This is a genomic window from Lentzea pudingi (genome assembly GCF_014646255.1).
In the GTDB taxonomy this organism is placed as follows: Bacteria; Actinomycetota; Actinomycetes; order Mycobacteriales; family Pseudonocardiaceae; genus Lentzea; species Lentzea pudingi.
The window spans coordinates 849,831-875,715 of record NZ_BMNC01000001.1 but is presented as its reverse complement, the minus strand read 5'-3'; the positions used below and the strand labels follow the sequence as shown (position 1 = coordinate 875,715).

26 protein-coding genes and 1 pseudogene are annotated in these 25,885 nt (G+C 70.1%); 15 read left to right on the top strand and 12 right to left on the bottom strand.

Annotation, left to right across the window (positions count from 1 at the left end; genetic code table 11):
* Nucleotides 1-105: 105 nt before the first annotated feature.
* Nucleotides 106-957, bottom strand: coding sequence for an alpha/beta fold hydrolase (locus tag IEY88_RS03970; protein WP_189153141.1), 852 nt, complete (start codon nucleotides 955-957; stop codon nucleotides 106-108).
* A 123-nt stretch (nucleotides 958-1,080) separates the two neighbouring features.
* Here IEY88_RS03970 and IEY88_RS03965 point away from each other — a divergent pair, with 123 nt between their 5' ends.
* The 5 genes from IEY88_RS03965 to IEY88_RS03945 all read left to right on the top strand — a co-directional run bounded on the left by IEY88_RS03965 (nucleotide 1,081) and on the right by IEY88_RS03945 (nucleotide 4,511).
* On the top strand, nucleotides 1,081-1,665 hold the full coding sequence (locus IEY88_RS03965) for a CGNR zinc finger domain-containing protein (RefSeq protein ID WP_229693057.1): 585 nt from the start codon (nucleotides 1,081-1,083) through the stop codon (nucleotides 1,663-1,665).
* Nucleotides 1,666-1,692: 27 nt separating this feature from the next.
* Nucleotides 1,693-2,127: a cupin domain-containing protein gene (locus IEY88_RS03960; RefSeq protein ID WP_189153140.1), complete on the top strand. Its 435-nt coding sequence runs from the start codon at nucleotides 1,693-1,695 to the stop codon at nucleotides 2,125-2,127.
* 129 nt (nucleotides 2,128-2,256) lie between these two features.
* Entirely contained in the window at nucleotides 2,257-2,973 is a 717-nt protein-coding gene (locus IEY88_RS03955; RefSeq protein ID WP_189153139.1) for a spermine/spermidine synthase domain-containing protein, read from the top strand.
* 127 nt (nucleotides 2,974-3,100) lie between these two features.
* Nucleotides 3,101-4,129, top strand: coding sequence for a VanZ family protein (locus IEY88_RS03950; protein WP_189153138.1), 1,029 nt, complete (start codon nucleotides 3,101-3,103; stop codon nucleotides 4,127-4,129).
* Nucleotides 4,104-4,511 (top strand): SRPBCC family protein, encoded by a 408-nt coding sequence (locus IEY88_RS03945; RefSeq protein WP_189153137.1) that lies wholly within the window; start codon nucleotides 4,104-4,106, stop codon nucleotides 4,509-4,511. Before IEY88_RS03950 ends, IEY88_RS03945 begins: the two co-directional genes overlap by 26 nt.
* 6 nt (nucleotides 4,512-4,517) lie before the next feature.
* On the opposite strand, the gene IEY88_RS03940 is transcribed toward IEY88_RS03945, so the two are convergent.
* Nucleotides 4,518-4,748 (bottom strand): hypothetical protein, encoded by a 231-nt coding sequence (locus tag IEY88_RS03940; protein WP_189153136.1) that lies wholly within the window; start codon nucleotides 4,746-4,748, stop codon nucleotides 4,518-4,520.
* Between IEY88_RS03940 and IEY88_RS03935 the strand changes: the two genes are divergently transcribed.
* Both IEY88_RS03935 and IEY88_RS03930 read left to right on the top strand, forming a co-directional pair.
* A complete protein-coding gene (locus IEY88_RS03935) occupies nucleotides 4,723-5,109 on the top strand; it encodes a hypothetical protein (protein ID WP_189153135.1) in 387 nt (128 codons plus the stop codon). The two genes, IEY88_RS03940 and IEY88_RS03935, sit on opposite strands and share 26 nt — an antisense overlap.
* A 70-nt stretch (nucleotides 5,110-5,179) precedes the next feature.
* Entirely contained in the window at nucleotides 5,180-5,725 is a 546-nt protein-coding gene (locus IEY88_RS03930) for a helix-turn-helix transcriptional regulator (RefSeq protein ID WP_189153134.1), read from the top strand.
* Here the strand turns inward: IEY88_RS03930 and IEY88_RS03925 are convergent.
* Nucleotides 5,693-6,319: a VOC family protein gene (locus IEY88_RS03925; RefSeq protein WP_189153133.1), complete on the bottom strand. Its 627-nt coding sequence runs from the start codon at nucleotides 6,317-6,319 to the stop codon at nucleotides 5,693-5,695. The genes IEY88_RS03930 and IEY88_RS03925 overlap by 33 nt on opposite strands.
* A gap of 192 nt (nucleotides 6,320-6,511) precedes the next feature.
* Here IEY88_RS03925 and IEY88_RS03920 point away from each other — a divergent pair, with 192 nt between their 5' ends.
* Together IEY88_RS03920 and IEY88_RS03915 are read left to right on the top strand one after the other, a co-directional pair.
* Nucleotides 6,512-7,093: an NADPH-dependent FMN reductase gene (locus tag IEY88_RS03920; protein ID WP_189153132.1), complete on the top strand. Its 582-nt coding sequence runs from the start codon at nucleotides 6,512-6,514 to the stop codon at nucleotides 7,091-7,093.
* Nucleotides 7,094-7,098: 5 nt separating this feature from the next.
* Nucleotides 7,099-7,716 (top strand): TetR/AcrR family transcriptional regulator, encoded by a 618-nt coding sequence (locus tag IEY88_RS03915; protein ID WP_229693056.1) that lies wholly within the window; start codon nucleotides 7,099-7,101, stop codon nucleotides 7,714-7,716.
* Here the strand turns inward: IEY88_RS03915 and IEY88_RS03910 are convergent.
* The 4 genes from IEY88_RS03910 to IEY88_RS03895 form a co-directional block, all read right to left on the bottom strand.
* The gene (locus tag IEY88_RS03910) at nucleotides 7,679-8,590 is read right to left on the bottom strand and encodes an arsenic resistance protein (RefSeq protein WP_189153540.1); all 912 of its coding nucleotides are present in this window, start codon (nucleotides 8,588-8,590) and stop codon (nucleotides 7,679-7,681) included. The genes IEY88_RS03915 and IEY88_RS03910 overlap by 38 nt on opposite strands.
* Nucleotides 8,591-8,632: 42 nt before the next feature.
* Entirely contained in the window at nucleotides 8,633-9,016 is a 384-nt protein-coding gene (locus IEY88_RS03905; protein WP_189153131.1) for a MerR family transcriptional regulator, read from the bottom strand.
* Between the two features lie 2 nt (nucleotides 9,017-9,018).
* Nucleotides 9,019-9,327 carry a hypothetical protein gene (locus IEY88_RS03900; protein ID WP_189153130.1) on the bottom strand — a complete coding sequence of 103 codons (309 nt, stop codon included), beginning with the start codon at nucleotides 9,325-9,327 and terminating at the stop codon, nucleotides 9,019-9,021.
* A 725-nt stretch (nucleotides 9,328-10,052) separates the two neighbouring features.
* Nucleotides 10,053-13,010, bottom strand: coding sequence for an AfsR/SARP family transcriptional regulator (locus IEY88_RS03895; protein ID WP_189153129.1), 2,958 nt, complete (start codon nucleotides 13,008-13,010; stop codon nucleotides 10,053-10,055).
* A gap of 268 nt (nucleotides 13,011-13,278) precedes the next feature.
* Here IEY88_RS03895 and IEY88_RS03890 point away from each other — a divergent pair, with 268 nt between their 5' ends.
* Both IEY88_RS03890 and IEY88_RS03885 read left to right on the top strand, forming a co-directional pair.
* Nucleotides 13,279-14,520, top strand: coding sequence for a nucleotide sugar dehydrogenase (locus IEY88_RS03890; protein ID WP_189153128.1), 1,242 nt, complete (start codon nucleotides 13,279-13,281; stop codon nucleotides 14,518-14,520).
* Entirely contained in the window at nucleotides 14,520-15,614 is a 1,095-nt protein-coding gene (locus tag IEY88_RS03885; protein WP_189153127.1) for a hypothetical protein, read from the top strand. Before IEY88_RS03890 ends, IEY88_RS03885 begins: the two co-directional genes overlap by 1 nt.
* Before the next feature lie 100 nt (nucleotides 15,615-15,714).
* On the opposite strand, the gene IEY88_RS03880 is transcribed toward IEY88_RS03885, so the two are convergent.
* The gene (locus IEY88_RS03880) at nucleotides 15,715-17,748 is read right to left on the bottom strand and encodes a tetratricopeptide repeat protein (protein WP_189153126.1); all 2,034 of its coding nucleotides are present in this window, start codon (nucleotides 17,746-17,748) and stop codon (nucleotides 15,715-15,717) included.
* Nucleotides 17,749-17,897: 149 nt separating this feature from the next.
* Between IEY88_RS03880 and IEY88_RS03875 the strand changes: the two genes are divergently transcribed.
* From IEY88_RS03875 to IEY88_RS44025, 3 genes and pseudogenes are all read left to right on the top strand, one after another.
* Entirely contained in the window at nucleotides 17,898-18,440 is a 543-nt protein-coding gene (locus IEY88_RS03875; protein WP_189153125.1) for an SMI1/KNR4 family protein, read from the top strand.
* A gap of 130 nt (nucleotides 18,441-18,570) precedes the next feature.
* Nucleotides 18,571-20,379, top strand: a pseudogene (locus IEY88_RS03870) (glycoside hydrolase family 3 protein); the annotation flags it as partial.
* 24 nt (nucleotides 20,380-20,403) lie between these two features.
* A complete protein-coding gene (locus IEY88_RS44025) occupies nucleotides 20,404-20,793 on the top strand; it encodes a carbohydrate-binding protein (protein WP_229693126.1) in 390 nt (129 codons plus the stop codon).
* Here the strand turns inward: IEY88_RS44025 and IEY88_RS03865 are convergent.
* From IEY88_RS03865 to IEY88_RS03850, 4 genes are all read right to left on the bottom strand, one after another.
* The gene (locus IEY88_RS03865) at nucleotides 20,790-21,863 is read right to left on the bottom strand and encodes a glycosyltransferase 87 family protein (protein ID WP_189153123.1); all 1,074 of its coding nucleotides are present in this window, start codon (nucleotides 21,861-21,863) and stop codon (nucleotides 20,790-20,792) included. The two genes, IEY88_RS44025 and IEY88_RS03865, sit on opposite strands and share 4 nt — an antisense overlap.
* A gap of 107 nt (nucleotides 21,864-21,970) precedes the next feature.
* A complete protein-coding gene (locus IEY88_RS03860) occupies nucleotides 21,971-22,597 on the bottom strand; it encodes a response regulator transcription factor (protein ID WP_189153122.1) in 627 nt (208 codons plus the stop codon).
* Entirely contained in the window at nucleotides 22,594-23,607 is a 1,014-nt protein-coding gene (locus tag IEY88_RS03855; protein WP_189153121.1) for a sensor histidine kinase, read from the bottom strand. Before IEY88_RS03855 ends, IEY88_RS03860 begins: the two co-directional genes overlap by 4 nt.
* A gap of 68 nt (nucleotides 23,608-23,675) precedes the next feature.
* Nucleotides 23,676-24,902: an aspartate aminotransferase family protein gene (locus tag IEY88_RS03850; protein WP_189153120.1), complete on the bottom strand. Its 1,227-nt coding sequence runs from the start codon at nucleotides 24,900-24,902 to the stop codon at nucleotides 23,676-23,678.
* A gap of 76 nt (nucleotides 24,903-24,978) precedes the next feature.
* Between IEY88_RS03850 and IEY88_RS03845 the strand changes: the two genes are divergently transcribed.
* The gene (locus IEY88_RS03845) at nucleotides 24,979-25,848 is read left to right on the top strand and encodes a LysR substrate-binding domain-containing protein (RefSeq protein WP_189153119.1); all 870 of its coding nucleotides are present in this window, start codon (nucleotides 24,979-24,981) and stop codon (nucleotides 25,846-25,848) included.
* Nucleotides 25,849-25,885: the final 37 nt, after the last annotated feature.

The window sequence follows — 25,885 nt, the reverse complement described above, 5'->3', positions numbered from 1 at the left end:
CCACCACGCGACCGTCACGAGAGGCTCGCGCACGACGACCTCGGCGGCGACGAACTCTCCGCCAACGCCGTTCTCGCGCCAGGACACGCACATCCGGCTGCAGCGTCAGGCGAAGGTCTTCGCCAGCACCGCGTGCACGTGCCCGGCGATCTCGTCGGCCGCCTCCTCCAGGGCGAAGTGCCCGGTGTCGAGCAGCACGACCTCGGCGGAGGGCACGTCGCGGCGGTAGGCCTCGGCTCCGGCGGGGACGAAGAACGTGTCGTGGCGGCCCCAGACCGCGAGCACCGCCGGCTGCCGTTCGCGCAGCCACGCCTGCCAGGACGGGTAGCGGCCGATGTTGGTCTGGTAGTCCCACAGCAGGGACTTCATGTAGTCGGCCCGGCCCGGCAGGTCGAGGACCTGCTGGTCGGCCAGCGCCTGCTCCGGGTCGATGTGCGCGGGGTCCTTCGCGCCCGCAAGCCACTGGTGCCGGGTGCCTTCGAGGCTGACGACCCAGTCGACCGCGTCCTGGTCCTGGGTCCTGTCGTGCCACCACCCGTTCAGGCCCTGCATGTCGGGGCCGAGCCCTTCGACGTACGCGTTGCCGTTCTGGGTGATCACGGCGTGGACGCGCCGGTCGTGCTCGAGCGCGATCCGGAAGCCCACCGGGGAGCCGAAGTCGAACATGTAGACGGCGTAGTCGCCGATGCCGAGCAGGTCGATGACCTGGCCCGTCACCGCGGCCAGCCGCTCGAACGTCGGCTCTCCGGGCAGCGGGTCGGACGAGCCGAAGCCGGGGTAGTCGATGGCGACGACGTGCCAGGACGAGGCGAGGCGGTCGATCAGCCGCACGTAGGCGCGGGTGCTGGACGGGTAGCCCGGCAGCAGCACGATCGTCGGCCTGTCCCCGTCACCGGCCTCCCGGACGAACACCTTCAGGCCGTCGACCTCGACGTGGCGGTGGCAGATCGCGGGCATGTCGTTCTCCTCGGTTCGATCTAATGGATAACTCGACCGTATACGCGTTAGTTTTTGGGGCGCAAGCTCTGCAGACGAGAATCTGCTAACGTCTCAACCGAGGTTGGAACCGTTAGGAGAGGCGTGGCCACGACACTGTCCGAGTTCCAGGCGGCGGGGTTCCCGATGGGTGCCGAGCCGCTCGTCGCGCTCGACCTGGTGGACACGCGGGCGTTGTGCCTCGACCCGGTCAAGGACCTCATCGCCGACGAGACCGACCACGCGAAGTGGTGGTCGTTGCAGGCCGGCCGCCTGCCCGCCGGGCCGCCACCGCCGCCCAGCGCGACCCGCCGGCTCCGTTCGCTGCTCCACGACCTGTTCGAGGCCCACCTGACCGGCCGCACGCCGGACCCGGCGCGGATCGCGGACCTCAACGCCGTCGCCGCCGCGGTCCCCACCAGCCCCCGGCTCGACGGCTGGGGCTCCGAGGCGCGTGCCGAGGTCCGGTGGCACGACGACCACGACGGCCACCCGGCGCTGGCCGCGATCGCGGGAGAGGCGATCCGGCTGCTGGCCGATCCCCAACGGCTGGGCAGGCTGCGGGCGTGCGCCAACCCGGCCTGCTCGATGATGTTCCTGGCCGAGAACAGGCGCCGGGTCTGGTGCGCCGCCAACGTGTGCGGCAACCGGGCCAGGGTGGCGCGGCACTACGAGCGCACCCGCGCCTAGAACTCTCCGAACAGCGAGGTACACCCCATGCGCACGTTCAGCCGGCTCGCGCTGATCACGGCGGTCATCGGTCTGACGGCCGCCACGGCACCGGCCGTCGCGGGCGCGACACCGGGCCGCGGGGTCAGCGCCGTCACGATCTTCGACCAGACCGTCGGCGGCACCCAGCACGTCGTCAGGGAGATCACCATCGCGCCGGGCGGGTCCACGGGCTGGCACTACCACCCCGGACCGGTGAAGGGCGTGGTCACGAAAGGCGTGCTGACGCACAACGACTTCACGTGCGCGGTCGACGGCGTGTACGGGCCCGGGCAGTTCATCAACGAGCGCCACGGCACCGGGTACGTCCACATCGGACGGAACCTGACGAACGCCCCGCTGGTGCTGGAGGTGCTCTACCGCAACCCGGTGGGCAACCCGCTCGCGGTCAGCGCACCGAACCCCGGCTGCTCCTTCGAGTGAGCTGCCGCCTGCGGTTGGCGCTCGTCGCCGTGCTCCAGCGTCCACTCGGCCCGGTCGTCGTCCCGGTTCCGGTTCGCCGGCTGACCGGCCCGCTCACCCGTCCGTGTCCACGAGGTACCGTGCCGTCGCATGAGTGCGCGCTTCCAGGAACTCGACCACCGCCAGACCCCGCTGGGCGAGCTGACCCTGCGCCGCCGGCTCGAACCCGGCACGGGCAGGGAGATCCACGAGATCAAGCTCAACGAGGAGTTCCTGATGTCGAGCCTCTTCACCGTGGCGGAGGTGGAACTGGCGAACCTCGCGCTGGCGGAGCTGCCCGGCGACGACCTGACCGTCGTGGTGGGCGGCCTCGGGCTCGGTTACACCGCGCAGACCGTCCTGGAGCACGAGAACGTCGCCTCACTGCTGGTGGTCGACGCCCTCGGCGAGGTCATCGAGTGGCACCAGCAGGGCCTCATCCCCGCCGGCAGGACGCTGGCGGCAGACGAGCGGTGCGAACTGGTGCACGGTGACTTCTTCGCGCTGACCCGCTCCGGCCAGGGCTACGACGCAGCCACGCCCGGCAGGGAGTTCGACGCGATCATCGTCGACATCGACCACTCCCCGCGCCACCTGCTGCATCCCACCAACGCCGACTTCTACACCGTCGAGGGCGCGCACCGCCTGGCCGGGCTCCTCGAGTCCGGCGGGATCTTCGCGCTCTGGTCCAACGACCCGCCCGAGACCGAGTACACCGACACCCTCGCGGCCGTCTTCACCGACGTGCGCGCCGAGGTGGTCAGCTTCCCCAATCCCCTGCAGGGCACCGATTCCACGAACACCGTCTACCTCGCACGGCGCCGCTGAGCCGTTCGCCCCAACTTCCCCGATCAAGGTTTGCCGCCGGACGTGAGCGGGCATTGGTCCGCACATGATGGCGTCGTACTGGGAAACCGCCCGGACCGGTTTCCTGGCGTTCGTGGGTGTCGGGTTGATGGTTCTCCTCCCCCTGGTCCTGTTGCACTACTTCCGTTTCCGGCGGGTCGAGCCGCGCCGCGCGTTCGTCCTCTACGGCCTGCTGGCCTACGGGCTCGTGGCGCTGGCGCTGATCTTCCTGCCGTTCCCGTCGGACGTGTCGAAGCTGTGCACGGGCGAGCAGATGCTGTCCACGGTCCCCTTCCAGTGGGTGACCGACATGAGCAACAACATGGCCGCGAGCGGGCGTTCCGGCGTCCTCGCGATGGTGAAGTCGCAGGCGTTCCTGCAGCAGCTGTTCAACGTCGCGCTGTTCGTGCCGCTGGGTGTGGTGCTGCGCAAGGCGTACGGCAAGGGACCGCTCGCCGTGATCGCGATCAGCCTGGGCATCTCGCTGGCCGTCGAAGTGGTGCAGTACACCGGCAACCTCGGCTTCTACCCGTGCCCCTACCGGATCGCCGACGTGGACGACCTGATCTCCAACACCTTCGGCGGCCTGCTGGGCTGGATGATGGCTCCCGCCGCGTTCGTCGTGCCCAGGGTGCCCTCGTCCGACGAGGCGAGCGCGCCGGTCGAGACCGTCACCGTGCCGCGCCGGATCCTAGGGCTGATCTCCGAGCTCGTGCTGGTGATCGTGATCGCGAAGCTGGTGCTCGACTCGGATCCGCGGTGGGCGGTGTGCGTGCTCGTGGCGTTCCGGGTGGTGCTGCCGGCCGCGGCGAACGGGCTGACGATCGGCGGAGTGCTGCTGCACTACCGGATCCGCGCCCAGGACGGGTCGCGCGCCAACCCGTTCCAGCTCGCGTTGCGCGAACTGCTCGGCTTCACCGGGTTCATGGCCTACGCGGCCGTGGTGTCGCCGCTCGTCGACATCGGCTGGTGGGACCTGGCCGTCGTCGCGCTGTACGTCGGCGGGGCGTTCGTCGTGCCCGTGTTCCGGCGTGACCAGCGCGGATGGCACGAACATCTGGCTAGGACGCGGGACGTGTTCGCCAGGCAGAAGACCGGGTACCCCGACCGCCATGACGACGTACACGCACTCAGCTGAAGCCGACATCCCGGCCGACACCCTGTTCGGGTTCCTGGCCGAGCCGCGGAACCTGCCCCGCTACTTCCCGCAGATGACCGCCGCCGAGCCGGAGGGCGGCGAGCAGGTGCACGTGGAGGCCGAGGTGCACGGCCACCACGTCGAGGGCGAGGCGTGGGTGCGGCCGGACGCCGAGCGGCGGACGCTCGAGTGGGGTGCTGAGGGCCCGGACGACTACCACGGCGAACTCCAGATCGAAGAGGTCGCGCCGGGGCGGTCGCGCATCACGGTGAGCCTGCACAGCGTCCGGGAGGCGCAGGGCGACGAGGTGCAGCGCGGGCTGGAGCAGACGGTCGCCGTGATCACCCAGACCGCGGCGGCCGACGACCGTTCGACGGACTGACCCTCCTCAGAGCAACTCGGCGAGCAGGGCCGCGGCCCGGGAAGCGCCGTCCGTCTCGACGCGGCGGTAGCTCACCTCGCGGCCGATCTCCTCGGCCAGCACGTCGCGGTCGGAGACCTCCTCGTACGTCATGCACCGGCCCGCTCCATAGCGTTCGAGCCGGTGCCGTACGTGGAAGTTCTGCTCGAAGTGGTGGCGCAGCGGCACGTAGATGAACGGGCGCCGGGCGGCGGTCACCAGGGCCCGCGACCTCTGCCGGATCGCCGCAGCCGACTCTCCCGACCCCAACGCGGCCGTGGTCCTGCTGGCCAACGCCGTCAACACCTGCTTCTACCCAGGCGACACCACCACCGGAGTAGAGCTGGCACACGAGATCGAGGCGTTGCTGGACCACGTCACAACCTCAACAGCGCGGGGCCTCGGCCAGATGGCCGCGGGCGTCGCCCGGATCCTCGCCAACCAGGGCGGCGCCGACCAGATCCGAGCCGCGGTCGCCCTGCTCACCGAGTCCGGCCTGCTCCGCGATGACCGGCGCAGGCTGTCGTGGCTGATGATCGGCCCGTTGTACCTGCGCGACGCGGACTCCGGCGCCGCCTGAGGCGCATCGTCGCCGACGCCCGCGCGGAGGCCCGGACCTGTCGCCTGCGCCGGAACTCACCGACGCGCTGGTGCGACTCGGCAGGAGGGACGACGCGGTGCGGGTCGCGCGGCGCTACCGGGCCGAGGCGGCCGCGAAGGGCCAGCCGTGGGCGATGGGACGCGCCGAGCGGACGCTGGGTGTGGTCAGCGACGGCTTCGACGAGCATTTCGAGGCGGCTTTGGGTTACCACGAAAGGACTTTGGAAGACTTCGAGACCGCGCGCACCAGGCTCGCCTACGGTGCCCGCCTGCGCCGCGCCCGGCGGCGGGTGGACGCCCGGCCGCACCTGCACGCCGCGCTCGAGACGTTCGAGAACCTGAGGGCCGCGCGCTGGGCCGACCTCGCCGCGATCGAACTCGGCGCCACCGGCGAGACCATCCAGCGCAGGACGCCGGGCGAAAGCCTTACGCCACAGGAGTTGCAGGTCTCGCTGCTGCTCGCGGAGGGCAAGACCACCCGCGAGGTCGCCGCCGCCCTGTTCCTGAGCCCGAAGACCATCGAGTACCACCTGCGCAAGGTCTACACGAAGCTCGACATCCGCTCACGCGCCGAGCTGGCCGGCCGGTTGCCCTGACGCCCACGCGAACCCGTCCGGGTCGGTGAACTCGCCGGCGCCGTGCAGGACGACCCGGTGCGAGCCGGAGCCCTCGGGCGCCACCCCGGCGTCCTTGGCGAGCGCCCGCCGCCGGTACAGGCCCAGCTTCACCGATCCGGCCGCGGCGAACTGCACGTACATGCGGCCGAAGCTCTTCTCGACGGTGAACCCCTGGTCGACGTAGCACTGCCTGCTCGCGGCGATGTCCGTCGCGCCGAGCAGCAGCACGACGTCCTCGATCCGCCCGGTCGCCGGGCCGGTGTTCTTCTTCGCCGAGGTGGCGACCTTCCAGATGGTGCCGTCCGGCGCCTGCACGACCCCGCCGTAGCCCCACAGGGACTTCCCGGCGGACTTCAGCACGGTCGCGCCGGCGTCGAGCGCGCCGCCGATCAGCAGGTCGACGTCGGCGGGCTGCGCCACCGTGAGGGACAGGGTGAACCCGCGGAAGCCGGTCGCCGGTTCCCCCGAGGCCCGCAGCCGCAGCCGGGAGCCGAGCCCGAAGGCGTTGGCGTAGAAGCGTTCGGAGGCCGCGAGGTCGGCCACTTCGAGGGTGATCGCGTCGAATGAGGTCATGCCGGGAACGCTAGGCGTCACCCCGGGACCGGTGCTTCTCGATTCCTGACCGGACTGCCGACCACCCAGCACGGCCTCTGACGGCCGTTGTGACCCACGGCATGGAGCCGATCCAACACAAGCGGGGTACAGTCCACTTTGAGAAGCGGGGTACAGTCCGCTTCAGTTGAACTCGGCAAAGGACCTCACGACATGACGCACATCGGGATCATCATCGGCAGCACCCGCCCCGGCCGGAACGGCGAGCAGGTGGCGAAGTGGGTCGCCGGGCACGCGGAGCAGCGCACCGACGCGACGTTCGAACTGGTCGACCTCAAGGACTTCCCGCTGCCCCACCTCGACGAGCCGATGCCGCCGGCGATGGGCCAGTACCAGCACGACCACACCAAGGCGTGGGCGGCGAAGATCGCCGAGTTCGACGGCTTCGTCATGGTCACGCCCGAGTACAACCACTCCACGTCCGGCGTGCTGAAGAACGCGATCGACTACCTGTTCGCCGAGTGGAACAACAAGGCCGTGGGCTTCGTGTCGTACGGCGGCGTCGGCGGCGCACGGGCCGTGGAGCACCTTCGTCTCGTGGCGGGCGAACTGAAGATGGCCGACGTGCGCACGAGCGTGTCGCTGTCGATGTTCACCGAGTTCAAGAACTTCAGCGAGTTCCAGCCGTCGGACTTCCAGGTGTCCACGCTGTCCACGATGTTCGACGAGCTCGTCGCCTGGAGCAGCGCACTCGCGCCGCTGCGCGACCGTCAGCTCGCCGCGCAGCAGGCGTAAGGACCGTGGAACCCGTCGCGCTGTCGTGGCACCGTGAGGAACGGGCCGACGCGGCGCGCAACCGTGCCCACCTGGTCGAGGTCGCACGCGAGATGGTCGCCGAACTCGGTGCCGACCGGGTCACCATGGACGGCCTCGCCGAACGCGCGGGCCTCGGCAAGGGCACGGTGTTCCGCCGCTTCGGCACCCGGTCGGGCATCTTCCACGCGTTGTTCGACGAGGAGGAGAAGCACTTCCAGCGGCAGCTGATCTCCGGGCCTCCTCCACTGGGGCCCGGAGCGCCACCGGTCGAACGACTGCTCGCCTTCGGACGGGCCCGGATCGAGTTCCTGGTCTCGCACACCACCCTGGCCCGCGCCGCGCTCGACATCGGCCGGCCGGTGCCGGGCAGGAGCCCGATGCTGTTCCACGTCCAGGTGCTCCTGGCCGAGGCGCGCCCGGACGACGCCAAGAGCGGCGCACTCGCGCTGCAACTCGTGGCCGCGCTGGAAGGCCCGATCCTGCTCTACCTGCAGTCCGAGGACGACGAGCCGGGATTCGAGGTGGACGACCTCGTCGCGAGCTGGCAACTTCTGGCCCGCCGCGTCACGGCACCAACCGCGGCACCACCCGCACGTAGATGACCATGCCGACCACCTCGACCAGCGTCTGCGTCACCACGACGACGGCCGCGACGTCGCCGGGCAGCGCCAACGCGAGCGGCAGCACCACCAGCGAGTTGCGCGTGGCCCCGGTGAACACGATCGCGCGACTCGACGCCACGTCCAGGCCCCACATCCGGGCAACGACAAGCCCGGCGAAGGCCATGATCACCAGAAACGCCACGTAGAACGGCACCACGCGCACGACCTGCGCCAGGTCGCCGCCGAGCTTCGGCACCTGCGACGCGACCACCGTGAACAGGGTCGCGGCCATCAACGGCACCATCGTCGTGCCGACAGCCCCGGCGAACCGCTCCGCCGCGAACGTCTGGGTGAGCCACGCCAGCGCCAGCGGGATCGCGATCAGCACGACGAACGCCTCGACGAACGGCCCGGGTTCGACAACGGCCAGGCCGGAACCGAGGAAGAGCCACAGATAAGCAGGCAGCAGCACCATCTGCGCGAGCAGCAGCAACGGCGTGGCGGCGAGCAGGCGGCGACTGTCCCCACCGGCCAATCCGCTGAACACGATCACGTAGTCGACGCACGGCGTGAGCAACACCAACAGCACGCCGACCTTGACGGCCTGATCGTCGGGCAAGAACGCGAACAGCGCCGCCACGACCAGCGGCACCACGACGAAGTTCAGGACGAGCGCGGCCCCCAGGAACCGGCCCGCTCTGAGCGACCGCCCGAGTTCCGCCACCGGGACCTGCAGGAACGTCACGTACAGCAGGGCGGCCAGCACGGGGTTGATGACATGTTCGAGGACCGGCCCGGCGCCCGGCGCGGTCCAGCCGGCCAGCCCGCCCGCGGCCAGTGCGCCGAGGTAGACGGCGACCTGGTGACGTTCCATCCCCGCGACGAACCCCGGCAAGACACCCTCCCGATCAGATGATCAGGACGATATCGGCAGCGGGCAGGACGGCGTGTGCGAGCAGACCACGAGGTCGTCACACCCGGCGGAGATCGCCACCCGCAACGTGTCGCGGACGGTCTCCAGGTCCGCGATCCTCGCCTCCACCTCGCCGAGCTTGACCTCGGCGCGGTCCCGCAGACCGGGACGGCGAGACCCGGTCGAGAGCAGGCCGGCGATCTCGTCCAGGGTGAACCCGAGCCATTGCGCCGCCTTGATCACGCGGATCACCGCCACCGTCCCCGGCGGGTACAGCCGATGCCCGCCGAGCGAGCGCTCCGGCCGGGCGAGCAGACCGACGCGCTCGTAGTACCGCAGCGTCTCCCGGTTCACCCCGGCCGCCTCGGCGACCTCCCCGGTGCGCATGCTCACCTCGCCGCCAACGCGTCGAGCACCTCGGCGTGCGCGGCGGGCACCGAGATCGCGAGGCTCAGCCCGTCGCCGGTCGCCGTCAGTTCGAACGTGAAGAACGAGCAGCAGCCCGTCTCCCGCACCGCCAAGTTCGCCGCACGTGCCGCGACCTCCGGCCGTGGCTCCAGTTCGAGTACGAGCCGTGTCCTCTGTGGACGGTGGCGTGCGGCGCCGTCCAGCAGTTCGTCGAACTCGGCCACGCGGAACGGTTTCTCCGCTGTCGGCAACGTGCAGGCCCGGGGCACCCAGTCCACTGCTTCCTCCATGCCTCCGACGGTAAACCCGTACGCCGGTACCGGATGCAAGCTGCTGAACGGTGGCCCGAAGCGCGTGTCGAGCCTGCTCACGAAGACCCGGCGGACGGAGCATTCGGACTGATGCGAATGCGCTATCGCCGCAGCACTTGTGGACAACCGTTCATCGGCCGATCCGATGTTTTACTTTCGTCAATCGATCTTAAACGGACTACCATCAGGCCAACAATTCAGAAAATTACTCCACACCACGCGGAGAGCGCTAATATAAAAGCTCCGACCCGGATGCGGTCCGAGTCGGAGCTGGAGAGGTGCTGCCTCGCCCGCCGCCACCGCTCGCGCGGTGACGACAGGCCAGAGGATCAGCCGAACTTCATCGACCAGAGGCTGTGAACGAGTGCCAAAGCGTTGTAGCCCAGGGTCGGCCACTCGGCAGCCGCGGCTACAACCGCGGCGCCGAGCCCGGTCCACATCACCGCTCGCGCGGTAACAGGAAAGTTCTTCACTTTTTTCCGTTCTGATCGTCGGTTGCGGTTCTCCCCCGACGTTGATGATCGTCTCACGCCCCGTGCTCGCCACCTGCGGCGGGCTACTCAGGGCTACGCACGGCGTCCCGTGAAATCGATTTATCATGATCCACCACTGGCTCGTGTCAGATTTTGGTGGCGATTCGCCGCTGAATGAACACTGCCCGTGTGCGTGCCACCGAAATGAATGACACCCGGCATGATGAATGGCTATTCCAAGCCGCCCAGAAGTTCTTGGTCCTGGGCCACGCCCGTCTGAGATGGAAGACGTCCCAGAGGTACCTCGGGTTGCACGAATTGAGCGAGTTCGTCCAAATGCACCGCGATCGCGTCGGCCCTCGGGTCGCTGATGTCCCGGAACGCGGAGAACGAGGCCTGCCACCGCTCGACCGCCAGCTCCCGCTGCCCCGCCCGCCACTCGATCTGGCCGGCCACGTCGTTGACGACGGCTTCCACCTCGCGGTCCACGCCACGCGACAGCTCCATCGCCCGGTTCGCGTAGTACCGCCCCAACTCCAGGTCGTCCGCCTTGACGATCGCCGCAAGCAACGTCAGCGCCCGCGCCTCCCCCGCACCGGAGTGGGCCTGCTGGAACAACCCGATCGCGAAGTGACAGCTGGCCTTGGCACCGAACGAGTCGCCGAGGTCGAACGCGAGCTGGGCCAGTTCGAGGCGGCTGCGAGCCTGACCGAGGCCGTCGCCCAGTCTCTCCCGCAGGTGCAGTGCCTGGTAGAGGTGCGAAGCCGCCTCGTCGAGCCGGTTGCCCGCCCTGCACGCCACGCCGAGCCGGTGCAGAATTCCCGCCCGCGTGTCATCCGTGACCGCCAACGCGAGAGCCTGCTGGTACATCTCGATCGCGCGGGGCACGTTGTGGGCGCCCTGCAGCACGCACTCGGCCTCGTTGCGCAGCAGCACGGCCAGCGTCTCGGGGTCGTCGCGGTCGCCGAAGATCGCGCGCGCCTCGCGGAACCAACGATCGGCGGACTCGTGGTCGTGCCGATATGTCATGTGGACGAAGCCGACGTTCTGGAACGTGTCCACCACGGTGCCGATCTCGCCGCATTCGCGCGCGGCCGCTGCGCCGGCCTCCATGACCGCCACGACGGTGTCGTTGCGGAGGTAGCGCATGAAGAGCTCGCCCACGGAGTTGGCGAGCCGCCAGATGTGCTCGGGGTCGGCGACGTGTTTGATCACGCCGACCAGGGCGGCTTCCTCCTGCAGGCACCACTGGGCGACGTCGTCCTCGTCGGTGAAGTGACGAGGGTTCACGCCGGGCGGCAGGTCCAGCATCGGCACCTCCTCGCGGAAGCCGACGACGCAGCGGTCCGCGTTGTGCACCGTGTGCGTGTACCAGGCGAGCATCCTGCCCACGGCCGCGGCACGTTCCGCCGGTGGCTCGTCGCGTTCCGCTCGTTCCGCCGCGTATTCGCGGATGAGATCGTGCATGCGGTAGCGGTCGCCGTCCGTCGAGTCGACCAAACGGGTCCACACCAACGAGTCGACCAGGTGACGGGCGTCCTCGCGGTCGACTCCGGCCAGTGCCGCCACGATGTCGAGCGACACCTCACGGACCGGGTGCAGGCCGAGCAACCGGAACAGCGTGGCCTGCTCCTCGCTCAAGTTCTGATAGGACAGTTCGAACGCGTTCCGGATGCTGCCGGAGGATCCGTTGCTCAGCGACAGCAACGCGCGGCCCGAGGCGAGCACGCGGACGAAGTCCTCCAGCGAACGCCGTGGCTGGGCCGCGACCTGCTCGCCGATCAGTTCCATCGCGAGCGGCATGCCGTCCGCCAGGGCCGCCAGCCTCACCACCCCGCCGGGGGCCGCGGAAGCCCGGTGGCCCAGGCGGTTGCGCAGCCACGCGACGGTCTCGTCCTCGCCGAGCGGGTCGACGGTCAGGCAGCGGGCCCGGTCCCGGACCACCAGTTCACTCAGGCGGGCTCGGCTCGTCATGAGCACGAAACAGGTCGACAGGGCCGGCAGGAGCGCGCGCACATGGCTCGTGTCCGCCACGTTGTCCAGTACGACCAGCATGCAGCGGTTGGCCAGCAGTTCGCGCAACCGGGCCGTGCGGGCCTCGAGCGACGGGATCGAGTCGGCCGCGACACCGAACTCGGCCAGCAGGTCCTTCACCACCTGGCCGGCCTCGACGCGGGGGCCGTGCGCCACGCCGTCCAGGGACGCGAACCAGTAGCCGTCGGCGAACCGGTCCCGCACCGACGACGCCCAGTGCAGCGCGAGGGTCGTCTTCCCGACGCCCGGCGGCCCGTCGAGCGCGACCAACCGTGGTCGCGGGTGCGGGAGGACGAGGTTGTCGAGCTCTGCCAGCAAGGTCTCGTGCCCGGTGAACGCGTCGGCGCCGTGCGGCAGGTACCTCGGGCGCGGGCCGGCATTCGAAGGTGTGCTCTGCTGGTCGTGCCGCGAGCGCAGTTCCTCGTAGAGCCGGAGGAGCTCGGCCTCGGAGCCGTCGGCGATCTCCGCCACGATCCGGCGTCGCACGCTCACGTGGTACTGCGCCGCCTCAACCCTCTTGCGCAGCCCGAACAACGCCACCAGCCGGTGCCGGGCCAGCAGGACGTCGAGGTCGTGCTCCGGCTGGATCTCGTTGAGGTGGAACAACATCTGCTCGAACCGGCCCAGCTTGCCCAGCCCGTACAGCAGTCCGTTCATGGCCGGCAGGTAGTGGTAACGCACCAACGAGTCGCGGCGCTCGCACGCGAGGTCGCTGTCGAGATCGGCGAACAGCTCGCCGCTCCACAACGCGATCGCCTGTTCGGACAACGCGCACGCCTTCTCCAGGTCGGGTGACGCCTGGTAGGCCGCGGCCTTCGCCTTCCGCGCCAGTTCGATCGAGGCGTACAGATCTATCGACGACCTGTCCACGTCCAGCTGGTAGGCGCGTTCCACATTGGAGATCACTCCCGGCAGGCCTGCGTCGCGCAGCGCGGCCTTGATGCGGGCGACGTAGGTCTGCAGGGTCGGGTAGGGATTGCTCGGCCCGTCGCCCGACCACACCCACTTCTCCAGCGTGCGCACCGGCACCGGCTTGCCCGCGTGGAACAACAGCACCGCGAGAACGGCACGGGCTTTCGGCTTCCCCCAGTCGTGGACGAAGCCGTCTGCCGTCCTCAGGCCTGTGCGCCCGAGAATCCTGAATGCGATCTCCACCCGCGCCACCCCTCGCCAGGTGCATCTCTCCCGCAAGCAGTGTGCTCCCAACCAAGGGGGCTTTCCAGCGAAGTTGCGCATTCGAAGCCCGATCGGCGTACTGAAAGCACCCTGAAACCGCAGGCAGTACAGCACGCATGGAAACGCTTCCAGGTTTGCGCCACCACAGCGTTTCACCAGCGCGTTCAGTGAACTCGCAGGCCACGGAAAGGCTTTCGGGCAATGTCGCACCGCACCTTGGTGTCCACAAACCTTTGGGAGGTGCGTTGTGGACATCATCGACATCACCGTCATCGGACTCGGCTTCACCGGATTGCCGACCGCCGTCGCGGCCGCGAGGTCGGGCCTGACCGTTCTCGGCGTGGACGCGAGTGCGGAACGGGTTCGCGAGATCAGCGAGCAACGGCCCGGCTGCGGACTCACGACGGTCACCGAGCAGGAGCTGAATTCCGCGTTGGCCAGCGGGCGGCTTTTGTTGCGGCACAGCACGCAGGGAATTCCGCACTCGAACGTCTACGTCCTCTGCGTGCCGACGCCTGCCGGGCGGCACGGCCGGCTCGACGTGTCTTTGCTCGCACAGGCTGCCGACGAGGTCGCCAAGGCCATGCGGCCCGGCGCGCTCGTGATCGTGCAGAGCACCTGTGCGCCGGGCACGGTCGAGGAAGTGGTGTTGCCGCGCATCGCGGCCGTGTCCGGACTGTGCGCGGGACTCGACTTCCACCTCGCCCACTCGCCGGTGCGCACGGACCCGGGCAACGTCGGCGTGGACACGGTTCCGAGGGTCGTCGCGGGCTACACGCCGCGGTGCACGGAACTCGCGGTGCGGTTCGTGAGCCGGGTCGCGCGCCGGGTCGTGGCCGTCAGCTCGACCCGTGCGGCCGAGTTGGTGAAGATCTTCGAGAACACCTTCAGGATGGTCAACATCTCGCTGGCGAACGAGCTCGCGGCGTTGTGCCGGGCCCAGCGGGTCGACGTCGACGAGGTGCTGGAGGCGGCCGGCAGCAAGCCGTACGGGTTCCTGCGGCACCGGCCGGGACCGGGTGCGGGCGGTGACTGCATCCCGGTGTCGGCCGGGTTCTTCACGGCCAGTGCCCGCCGGCACGGCCTGCACTCGCCGGTGGTCGACGCGGCGATCGCGGTCAACGACGCCATGCCCGCGCACACCGTGCACCGGTTGCGGGAGGCGCTCGCCGCGCGCGGGCTGCCTCCGTTGCGGCGCAGCAGGGTGCTCGTCGCGGGCGTGACCTACAAGCCGGACACCGCGAACGTCCGGCAGTCCGCCGCGGTGCGGGTGATCAACGAACTGTCCGGCGAGGCGGACGTGGCCTACCACGACCCGTACGTGCCGAGTCTCTTGCTGGACAACGGGACCACGCTCGTCTCGCAGCCCGTCTCCGCGCCGGCCGACCTCGTGCTGATCATGACCAGGCACGCGGCGCACGAGCCGGTGCGGCGGGACGACGTGCCGGTCTTCGACTGCTCCTCCGGTGACCCGGTGGAGGTGGCGTGATGTGGGAACCGTTCGGGCTCGGCGCCGAGCGCAGGGTGACCGTGCCGGACTGCCGCCAGGTGCTCGTGATGGTGCCGCACCTCGTGGCGGGCACGCGGTTGATGGACGTGCTGCCCCTGCTCGCGGCCGATCCACGGGTGCAGGTCGTGTGCACGGTGCCCACCGGATCGCCGCCCGGCACCGAGGAGTTCGTCGCGGCACGGGGTTTGGCGACGACGCCGTGGGACAACGCTCTGCGGCACCGGTTCGACCTCGTCGTCGCCGCGAGCCATCGCGGCACGGACCTGGTGCACGGCCCGGTGATGGTGCTGCCGCACGGCGCGAGCGCGGCGAAGTCCCGGCGGCTGCACGGTCACGGTCTCGACCGGGCCTCGCTCACCCGAGCGGGCCGGGTGGTGCCGGCGGCGATCGTGCTGGCGCTGGACGACGAACTCGCGCTGCTGTCGGAGGCCTGTCCCGAAGCGGTGCCGCACGCGGTGGTCGCGGGTGACATCTGCTTCGACCGGCTGACAGCGAGTCTGCCGTTCCGCGACCGCTACCGGGCCGCCGCGGGCATCGCGCCGGGCGAGACGCTCGTGACGATCACCTCGACGTGGACGGCGAGGTCGACGTTCGGCAGCCTGCTCCCCTTCTACCGCGCGCTGGCGCGGCAGACCCGGACCGCGGCGGTCCTGCACCCCAACATCTGGCAGGTGCACGGCGCGTGGCAGGTGCGGGCATGGCTTGCCGACTGCCCAGGCCTGATCATCGTGCCGCCGGAGGAAGGTTGGCGGGCGATGATCGTCGCGAGTGACGCGGTCGTCGGTGACCACGGCTCCGTGACGCAGTATTCCGCTGCAGCGGGAATACCGGTCGTCCTCGCCCGCACACCGCAGGTCAGGACGAACAGCCTCGCCGATCGACTGGCCGGATCGGCGCCCCCGCTGGACCTCGCCGAACCTGTGGCGCGGCAGGCACGACGGGTGCCGCTGACGATCAGCTCCCGGCCCGGTGGAGCGGCGGCGGTGCTGCGCCGCACGATGTACCGGTTGCTCGAGCTGGCCGAACCGGACCGGGAGTGCGCCGCCGAACCGGTTCCGGTGCACCGTGCCTGACGGCGTCACGCGGGCCGGCGAGCTGCTCGTCGCGCACGTCGGCCGCGCGCCGGCCCGGTGGCTCGGGATCGCGGACGTCCTGGTGTGCCCGCCGGTGCCGTCAGCAGGGGTCGCGGTGCTGCTCGCCGGTCTGCTGCTCGGGGATCACGTCGGCTGCGAGGCGGTGCTCGTGCCGTTCCAGAAGGTCCCGTACGCGGACGGCGGCAGGGTCGGACGGATCGGGAAAGCACGCGAGCGCGGCGCCGTAGTGCTCCCGGGCCTGCTCGTGGTCGTCCGCGAGCGTGCCCAGCAGCACCAGGGCGTCCGCGCGGTCGAACGGTGACGTGCGCAGGTCGTTGCTCGCCGAGTCGAGCAACGACCTCGCGCGGTCGCGCTCACCGGTGTCGGCGCAGGCCCGTGCGAGGAACGTCCGCACCCGCGCCCGTTCGACGGGATCGGTGAGCAACGACTCGGCCAGTTCGAGCTCCTCGATCGCCTCGTCCGCCCGGCCCAGTTCGATCAACGCCTGACCGATCCGCCGGCGCGCCATGGCAACACCGCGCTCACGACCGGGTTCGTTCCGCGCGCCGAGCACCCGCCGGTAGCAGTCGAGCGCGGCCGCCGGGTCCCCGCGTTCGAGGTGGGCCCGGCCGAGCAACGACAGCGCCGACGGCTCGCTCACCGGGTCACCGAGGCCCGCCGCCAGCACGGCCTCGAGCTCGGCCGTGGCCTCGTCGTAGCGGCCGAGGTTGAGGTAGGCCATCGCGAGCCGGGTGCCGAGCCTCGCCGCCGCGACCGGGTTCCCCGACTGGCGTGCCGCCGGGATGGCGACCCGGTGGGTCTCGACCCAGTCCGCGTAGTGGTGGCCTTTGATGAAGAGGTGCCACATCGCCTCGCACAGCTGCCAGGCCAGATCGGACAGGCCGTGTTCTGGCGCGCACCTCACGGCAGCGACGAGGCTGCTCCGTTCGAGCTCAAGCCAGGCGGCCGCGCCGTCCGCCATCGGCACAGCCTCGCGGTAGGCCGGGCCGATCCGCTGGCGACCAGGCATCAGGGCCAGGTCAGCGGAGACCGCGGACGCGACGCACCACTCCATCACCCGGCGGAGGCTGTCCGGCAAGGTCGGGTCGGCCTTGGTGCGCGCGTGGGTGCGGAGCATGTCGTGGAAGCGGAACCGGTTGTCCGCGATCTCGGACAGCAGGTTCTTCTCCACCAGCTCTTCCAGGTCCTTCGCGACGTCACCCACCCGTCCGCCCACCACGGCCGCTGCCGCCTCGGACCCGAAGCCGTTCCCGGGCAACCAGGCGCACAACCGGTACAGGCGGGCCTGCCGGACGGGCAGGTCCACATAGGACCGATCGAGCACCGCGGCGACCGAAGCGTCGTCGTCCAGCTCCGGCAGCCGGTCGTCGCGCAACTCGGTCAACTCCCGTCCCAGTGATCGCCGCGGCCGGGCCGACAACCGTGCGCCGACCACCGACAGCGCGACCGGGAGCCCGCCGCAGAGCCTGGCCAGTTCCCCGGCGGCGTCGGGTTCGGCGGTGAGCCGGTCGTCCTGGACCAGCTCTTCGAGCAGCCGCACGGAGTCCCGTTGCCCGAGCGGCGCGACCTCGACGAAGCGCGCGGCGTCGGTGCCGAGCGGGCTCAGCCGCCACCGGCTGGTGACCACGACTGTTCCCGAGGCCGGTAACAAGGGCCTGACCTGCGCGGACGACACGGCGTTGTCTAACAGCACGGAGAAGGCGAGGCCGGCGGTGACCGAGCGGAACAACGCCTGCCTGGCCGGGAGCGTCCCCGGCACGTCCCGCATCCCGAACGCGTGCAGGAACCACTCCAGCGCGTCCTCGGGCGCGACGGGCCCGTTCGGCGAGTGCGCGCCCAGGTCGGCGTAGAGCTGCCCGTCCGGGAACTCCGCGCGCCGGTCGTGCAGCCACCGCAGCGCCAGCGACGTCTTGCCCACCCCGCCCGGACCGCTGATCACCAGCAACGGCCAGCCTTCCAGCGCCGCGAGCTCGTCCTGCCTGCTGACGAAGCAGCGCGGCGCTGGCGGCAGCTGGAACGGCACGGGTACAGGCTCCTGGTTGTGCAGGTGCACCGTGCCGATCGACGACGCCTGCACCACCCGGCCCGCACTGCCCGACATCACATTTCGCACTGGTCCCGCCCTCCCCGTCAGTCCAAGCTACGGCCAGGAGGGCCGCCAAATCTTCCATCACACGGGTAGCGGCGCGTCACTTAGCGACGTGGGCGAGCACCTCCCCCTTGCCGCTCTCGAGGGCGTGCGGGTTGAAGTAGCGTTCGCGCGTGGAGATCACCGACGACCGCGCCTTCCCCGCCGCGCTGGCCGCCCTCAGCGGCATCGACTTCCCGTGGGAGTACGACGAGAAGACCGACGAGCCCTCGCCGGGCAACATGGACTACGAGCCGTACGACGAGTTCGAGTCGGCGCAGGACACGACCGACTGGATCAGGTCGTGGACGGGCAACAAGGAGTTGGACGGCGCCGAGTTCCGGCTCTTCGGGAAGGACGGCACGGGCGGGCTCGCGGTGCTGTGGCTGGTGCGCGAGGGGCCGTTGACCGCGCAGCCCGTGATGTTCTTCGGGTCGGAGGGTGAGGTCGGGCCCGTCGCGACGAGCCTCAGCGAGTTCCTGTGGTTGCTCGCGGGCGGGGTGGGGCCGCAGGAGGCCGTCGAGTTCGGGTCGGAGAGCGGGGTGCCGCACGCGGACCTGCGTGCCGTCGCCGAGAAGTACTCCGGGATCGAGCCGCGCACGCCCGCAGAGGTGCTGGCGGCGGCGCGGGCGGAGTTCCCCGACTTCGCCGAGACGGTTCTGTCCTGGTGCCGATAGGACCAGCGGGGGAACCGGTACTCGTTCCGGTTCCCCGATGGTCTATACCACTTCGTGAACGCAGGTTACGCTCCGGCCAACCCTGTTGTGCCGCAAGGTAAACAGGCCCTCGTCCCCGGAGGTCCGCCCTGTGAGAAAGTTCCTCGCGGCCGCACTTCTGCTCGGTGCCGCCGTCATCCCCACCGGAACGGCCGCCGCGGCCGATCCGATCTACAAGGACCCGACCCAGCCGATCCCGGCGCGGGTCGCCGACCTGCTGGGCCGCATGTCGCTCGACGAGAAGGTCGGGCAGATGACGCAGGCCGAGCGCAACTCGGTCAGCAACGCCGACCTCACGAACTTCCGCATCGGGTCGCTGCTGTCCGGCGGCGGTTCCGCGCCCTCGCCGAACAACGCCACGTCGTGGGCGAACATGTACGACAACTTCCAGCGCGCGGCGATGGCCACGCCGCTGGGAATTCCCATGATCTACGGCGTGGACGCCGTGCACGGCCACAACAACGTCGTCGGCGCCACGATCTTCCCGCACAACATCGGTCTGGGCGCGACGCGTGATCCGGGTCTGGTGCAACGGATCGGCCGCGCCACCGCCGAGGAGGTGTCGGGCACCGGCATCGACTGGGACTTCGCGCCGTGCCTGTGCGTCGCGCGCAACGACCGCTGGGGCCGCACCTACGAGTCGTTCGGCGAGACGCCGCAGGACGCCACGTCGATGACGACGATGATCACCGGTCTGCAGGGCGCGAAGCTGTCGGACCCCGGCTCGGTGCTCGCGACGGCCAAGCACTGGATCGGTGACGGCGGCACGACCAACGGCACCGACCAGGGCAACACGCAGGTCAGCGAGGCCGAGCTGCGCGCGACGCACCTGCCGCCGTTCCGCGACGCCATCGCCAAGGGCGTCGGGTCGGTGATGATCACCTACAGCAGCTGGAACGGCACGAAGCTGCACGGCCACAAGTACCTGATCACCGACGTGCTGAAGAACGAGCTCGGCTTCAGCGGGCTCGTCGTGTCGGACTGGAACGCCATCGACCAGATCGACGGCCAGCCCGGCTTCACCGCCGCCGAGGTGCGCGACTCGATCAACGCCGGCCTCGACATGGTCATGGTGCCGGCCGAGTGGCGGAACTTCATCACCTTCCTCAAGCAGGAGGTGCAGGCGGGCCGCGTGCCGATGTCGCGCATCGACGACGCCAACCGCCGCATCCTCACCAAGAAGTTCGAGCTCGGCCTGTTCGAGAAGCCGCTGACGGACCGCTCGTACACGCCGACCGTCGGCAACGCCGCACACCGCGCGCTGGCCCGTGAGGCCGTGCGCAAGTCGCAGGTGCTGCTGAAGAACCAGAACGGCGTGCTGCCGCTGCCGAAGACCTCGTCGAAGATCTTCGTGGCGGGCAAGAGCGCGGACAACATCGGCTACCAGAGCGGTGGCTGGACCATCTCCTGGCAGGGCGGCAGCGGTCCGGTGACGCCGGGAACCACTGTGCTGCAGGGCATCCGAAGCGCCGTGTCGTCGTCCACGACGGTGACGTACAACCGCAACGGCACCGGCATCGACGGCACGTACCAGGCCGCGGTCGCCGTCATCGGCGAGACCCCGTACACCGAGGGAGCGGGCGACCGTGCGGGGAGCCTCGGGCTCGACGCCGAGGACATCGCGACCCTGAACACCCTGCGCGCCACCGGTGTCCCGGTCGTCGTGGTGCTCGTGTCCGGCCGCCCGCTGGACATCGCGGCGCAGCTGCCGCAGTGGCACGCCCTGGTCGCGGCCTGGCTGCCGGGCACCGAGGGCAACGGCGTCGCGGACGTGCTCTTCGGCGATCACAAGCCGACGGGCACGCTGCCGTTCACGTGGATGCAGAGCGCCTCGCAGCAGCCGATCAACGTCGGCGACGGCAAGGCTCCCCTGTTCGCGTACGGCTTCGGCTCGCAGTTCCCGGCCACGCAGAACGCGTACGGGATCATCGGCGCGTCGTACTACGACGAGCAGCGCGGCACGCAGGTCGAGCGGTGCACCGACTCGGGTTGCGGCCAGAACGTCGGCTACCTGACGCCGGGCGACCACGTGGCCTACGCGGACGTCGACTTCGGTGCCACGCCGCCGACCTCGGTGACCACGCGGATCGCGTCCGGCTCCACCGCCGGCGGCACCCTGCAGTTCCGCCTCGACAGCCCGACGGGGCCTCTGGTCGCAACGGTCTCGGCGGCGAGCACGGGTGGGTGGCAGACGTGGACGAGCCGCACGTCGGCCGCGTCCGGCGCGACCGGTGTGCACCGGCTCTACCTGGTGGCCACCGGTGGCACGGGTGGTAACCTGGCGAACGTGAACTGGTTCCAGTTCGCGCGTTAAACCGGTGGCTGGACGGGGACCCGGGCGGGAACCCCGTCCAGCCACCTCTGCCCGACCTGCACGGCGCACCAGCCGAGGAACGCGAGACCCAGCCAGACGTAGGTGTTGCCGACGACGTGCTGCCACCAGGTCCACCCCAGCTCCTTGTCCCCCGCCGTAGGCATCAACCAGTGCGGGCCGACCGCGAACACCACCGCGACTGCGATCCGCGCCCTGCCCCGCAACAACACCAGCGCCGGCGCGATCCACACCCAGTGGTGCGACCAGGACACCGGCGAGATCAGCAACCCGGCTGCCGCAGTGGCCACCAGAGCCGTCAGGTCATCTCGCAGACGCGGCAGCACCACGACGGTCAGCGCCAGCACCGCCGCCACCGCGACGAACCACCAGAACTCCGGTGCGCCGAGCCGGAACAGCAAGCCGCGCAACGACTGGTTCGCGCTGTACGCGAGACCACCGACACGTTCCGGGTCAAGCATCGCGTGCAACCAGAACTGCTTCGCCTGCCCAGGTGCGAGCACAGCGCAGGCGGCGAACGTCGCCACGGCGGTCAGCGCGGGCCGCCATCGCCCGCGGCACAGGAAGAACAGCACGAAGATCGCCGGGGTCAGCTTGATCGCGGCGGCCAGCCCGACGAGCATCCCGCGCGGCCAGAACGTGCGGGGCAGCAAGCAGTCCAGGGCGACGAGCCCGATCAGGACCAGGTTGATCTGCCCCAGGTCGAGGCTGATGCGCAGGGGTTCGAGCAGCAGGAACACCGCGATCAGGCCGAACCCGGCGAACGTGCGGGCGGCCGCCGTGAAGAGGCCGATGCCCACCACCGTGAACAGAAGTGCCGCGGCGGCCAGGGGAAGTGGCGTGAGAACGCTGAACACCATCGCCGCGAAGGGCGGGTAGGTGAACGGCAAACCCCGGTAGGCGTGGAAGTTCGCGGTGTACAGGTCGGTGCCGGCCAGCCACGCCTCACCGCCCGCGAGGTAGACGCGGAGGTCGATCACGCCGGTGCCGAAGCTCCGCACCAAGACCCAGACGAGCAGACCCGCAACCGTTGCGCCCCAGAGGTTTCTCACAACACAGAACTCTGCTGGGCCGAGCAGTGCCGCAGGATCGGCCGGAGAGCACCGAGATCATGGCCGTTGAGGCAGTCACAGCGGCGGAACTGGCCGGATGGCCATGGTCAGCCGGCCACCACGTGCGCGCGGAACGCCCACGCCACGATCTCGACGCGGTTGCGCGCCCCGACCTTGGTCTGCACCGACGCGAGGTAGGCCTTGACTGACGACACGGAAACCTTCAGCGAGGCCGCGATCTCGTTGTTGCTCAAGCCTTTCGCGACATGCCGCACAACCTCCAGCTCACGTTCGCTCAACACGTGAGCATCAGCGGAGGCGACCGGAGGCGTCGACCGCCGCAACACGCGCAGAACCACCTGCGGCGACACGAGAACGTCGCCACGAGCCGCAGACCTGACCGCCTCGGCCAGCAACCCCGGCGACGCGTCCTTCGTGAGGAACCCGCACGCGCCGAGGTCCAGCGCCTTGTTCAGCACCTCGTCGCTGTCGAACGTCGTCACGACCACAACGCGGGTGTGCGGGGCGAGCTGACGGGTGACCTCCAGGCCGTCGAGGCCCGGCATCCGCACGTCCACCAGGCACACCTGCGGTTCCAGCGCGCGAGCCTGCTGGACCGCGCTGACCCCGTCCGCGACGTCGGCGACCACGCTGATGTCGGGCTGGGACTCGAGGATCAGCCGGAACCCGGCGCGCACCATGTCCTGGTCCTCGGCGATGAGCACGGAGATCACGCGCGCACCTCCAGCGGCAGCTCGGCCGTGACGAGCCAGCCGTCACCCGTGGCGCCCGCGAAGAACCGCCCGCCCAGCTCACTCACCCGTTCCCTCATTCCCACCAATCCGAAGCCGCCCGAGTGCGCCGGACGCGTCCTGCCGTTGTCCACAACGGACAGCAGCAGGACCTCACTCGTCGACCGCACGTCCACCTCCACGCGCGTCGCGTCGAAGGCGTGCTTGCGGACGTTGGTCAGCGCCTCCTGGACGATCCGCAGCACCGACCGGCCGAGCTCCGGCCGCACCTCGGCCAGCTCGATGTTCGCCAGCACCGGCAGCCCGGACTTCTCCGCGAGCTGGTGCAGGTCGGCGGTGAGGTCGGTGGTCGCGGTCGCGGTTCCGTTGTCCCGCAACGTTCTCACCATCGCACTCATCGCCCCCAACGCCTCCGTGCCGCCGTCCACGATGCCCGGCAGCATCGCGCAGGCCTTGTCCTTGTCCTGCGCCGCCACCACCAGCGCGGCCTGCGCCTGCACCAGCATGCCGGTCACGTGGTGGGCCACCACGTCGTGCAGTTCGCGGGCCATGTCGAGCCGTTCGTCGCGCCTGGCCCGTTCCTCCGCTGCCGCCGCCAACGCGACCCGCGACCGTTCCCTCATCCGCAACAACAGCCCGCCGACTGCCATGACGGCGCACAGGATCAGCATCAGCTGGACCGCGTCGGCGCGGGAGAACATCGTGTGAGGACGGTAGAACGCGGCGTGCTCGACCACGGCCACGAGCATCGCGATCGACGGGATGGCCAGCAGCACCCGTGACCGCCACGCGTGGGTGAAGACCAGCACCAGCACGGCTGCGGGTTCGACGATCAGGTACAGCGGGTTCTCGAACCAGGTCTCGCCCACTCCCCTGCCGCTGACCAGGTGCAACGCCCGGTCGAGGCCGATGGTCCGCCCGGTGGCCACGAAGACCAGCACGCACAGGGCGACGGTGACGATGACCAGCGTTCTGGTGTGTTTGTCCCCCACCCGACCGATCGTAGGACCAGCACCGGCCATCCGCCTCGACCTTCGGACCGAGGCGGATGGCCAAGTGGTCAGGCGGCGCCGATCGCCTCGTCCAGGATGCCGAGGCCCAGCGCCAGCTCCTCCTCCGTGGCGGTCAGCGGCGGCGCGATCCGGAACACCCCGCCCATCCCCGGGATTTGCACGATGTTCATGTGCAGCCCCAGGTCCAGGCACTTCTGGGTGATCGGCGCGGACAGCGACTCGTCCGCGATCTCCAGCCCGACGAGCAGCCCACGTCCGCGCACGTCCGACACGAGCGAGTGATGCGAGGCGATGTCCTCCAGCCCGTTGCGCAGGAACGCTCCGAGCTTCGCGGCCCGTTCGTCCAGCCGCTCCTCGACGAGCACGTCCAGCACGGTGTTGCCGACGGCGGCCACCAGCGGGTCCGACACGTGCGTGGTGAAGAAGAGGTAGTTGCGGGCGTGCGCCTCCGCCTCGATCTCGGCGGACGTGATGACGGCGGCCAGCGGCAGCCCGGCGCCGAGGGTTTTCGACAGCGTCAGGATGTCCGGCACCACGCCGTCGCGTTCGAACGCGTACCAGTTGCCCGTGCGGCACAGGCCGGTCTGCGCCTCGTCCATGATCAGCAGCATCCCGCGCTCACGGCACTTGGCCTGCAACGCGGCGAAGTAGCCCAGCGGTGGTTCGAGGATTCCGCCGGACGAGAGGATCGGCTCGACGATGCACGCGGCCAGCGAGCCGACCGACTGCGCGTCGATCAGGTCGAACGCCAGGTCGAGCTGCGCCTGCCAGTCGCCGGACGGGGCCGGGATGGCGAAGTTGCCGGGCGCGGCGGGGCCGTAGCCCTTGCGGCCCGCGCTGTAGGTCGCGGCGGCCGCGGCGGCGGTCATGCCGTGCCACGAGCGCGCGAACGCCACCACCTCGTGCTTGCCGGTCACGAGCTTGGCCATGCGCAGCGCAGCCTCGTTCGACTCGGCACCGGTGGTCAGCAGCTGCACCTTCGAGAGCGACTCGGGCAACGTCTCCGAGAGCCGCCTTGCCAGGTCCACGACCGGCCGGCTGAGCATGCCGCTGAACAGGTGGTCGAGGTTCGCGATCTGGCGCCGCACCGTCTCGACGATGCGCGGGTGGGAGTGGCCGAGGATGGCGCTCATCTGCCCGGACGTGAAGTCCAGGACGCGGCGGCCGTCCTCGGTGAACAGGAAGCTCCCCGACGCGCTGTCGATGATCTCGCGCGTGAACGTGCCGCCGTAGCGGACGAGGTGGCGGTCGACGTCGTCCCAGAAGGTGTCCATGAGGCCAAGCTAGAACCGGGCGAGCATCAGGTCCATCTCACGATCCCACGCTTGCTGTTCGGAAATACTGCACAGCATGACGCTCAACCCCTGGCGCCTGCGCCTGCTCAGCCAGCTCGACGCGCTGGGCACCGTGCGGGCCGTGGCGCAGGCCGCGAACCTCAGCGCTTCGAGTGTGTCGCAGCAGCTCGCGGTGCTGGAGAGCGAGACGCGCACGCAGTTGATCGAACGGACGGGGCGGCGCGTCCGGCTCACGTCGGCCGGGCTCATCCTGGCGCGCCGGGCGCGGTCGATCCTCGACCAGATGGAGGCCGTCGAGGCCGAGCTGCGCGGGCTGAACGACGAACCGTCGGGTCTCATCCGGCTCGGCGCGTTCCAGAGCTCGATCCACACGCTCGCCGTGCCCGCGATCCAGCACCTCGGCCACCCGCACCTGCACGTCGAGATCGTCGAGCTGGAACCGCACGCGAGCATGCCCGCGCTGCTCGCGGGCGAGGTCGACGTGATCATCACGACGACCGACTTCGTCGAGCTGCCGGTCCCCCGCGACATCGACGTCGTGCCGCTCGGCCAGGACCCGATCGTGCTGGTCACGCCGCCGAACCACCCCGCGGCCGACATCGCGGCGTGCAAGGACGAGCCGTGGGCGTTCGACATCCCCGGCTCCTACATGGCGAAGCTCGCGACGCGGCTGTGCCGGCAGGCGGGGTTCGAGCCGCGGGTCGTCGGCCGGTTCAGCAACTACATGCTGACGCTCAAGCACGTCGAGGCCGGTTTGGCGGTCGCGGTGCTGCCCGCGCTGGCCGTCGACCGCCGGTTCGACGTGGTCACGAGGGAGCTGCCGGTGACGAGGAGGATCACCGCCGCCGTGCGCCGCGGCTCGCGCGCCGCGATCACCGCGGTGCTCGACGCCCTGCATACTCGGTCGCAGTCGGACGAGAGGTGATCATGAGCAAGCGCGTCACGATCAACGACGTCGCGCG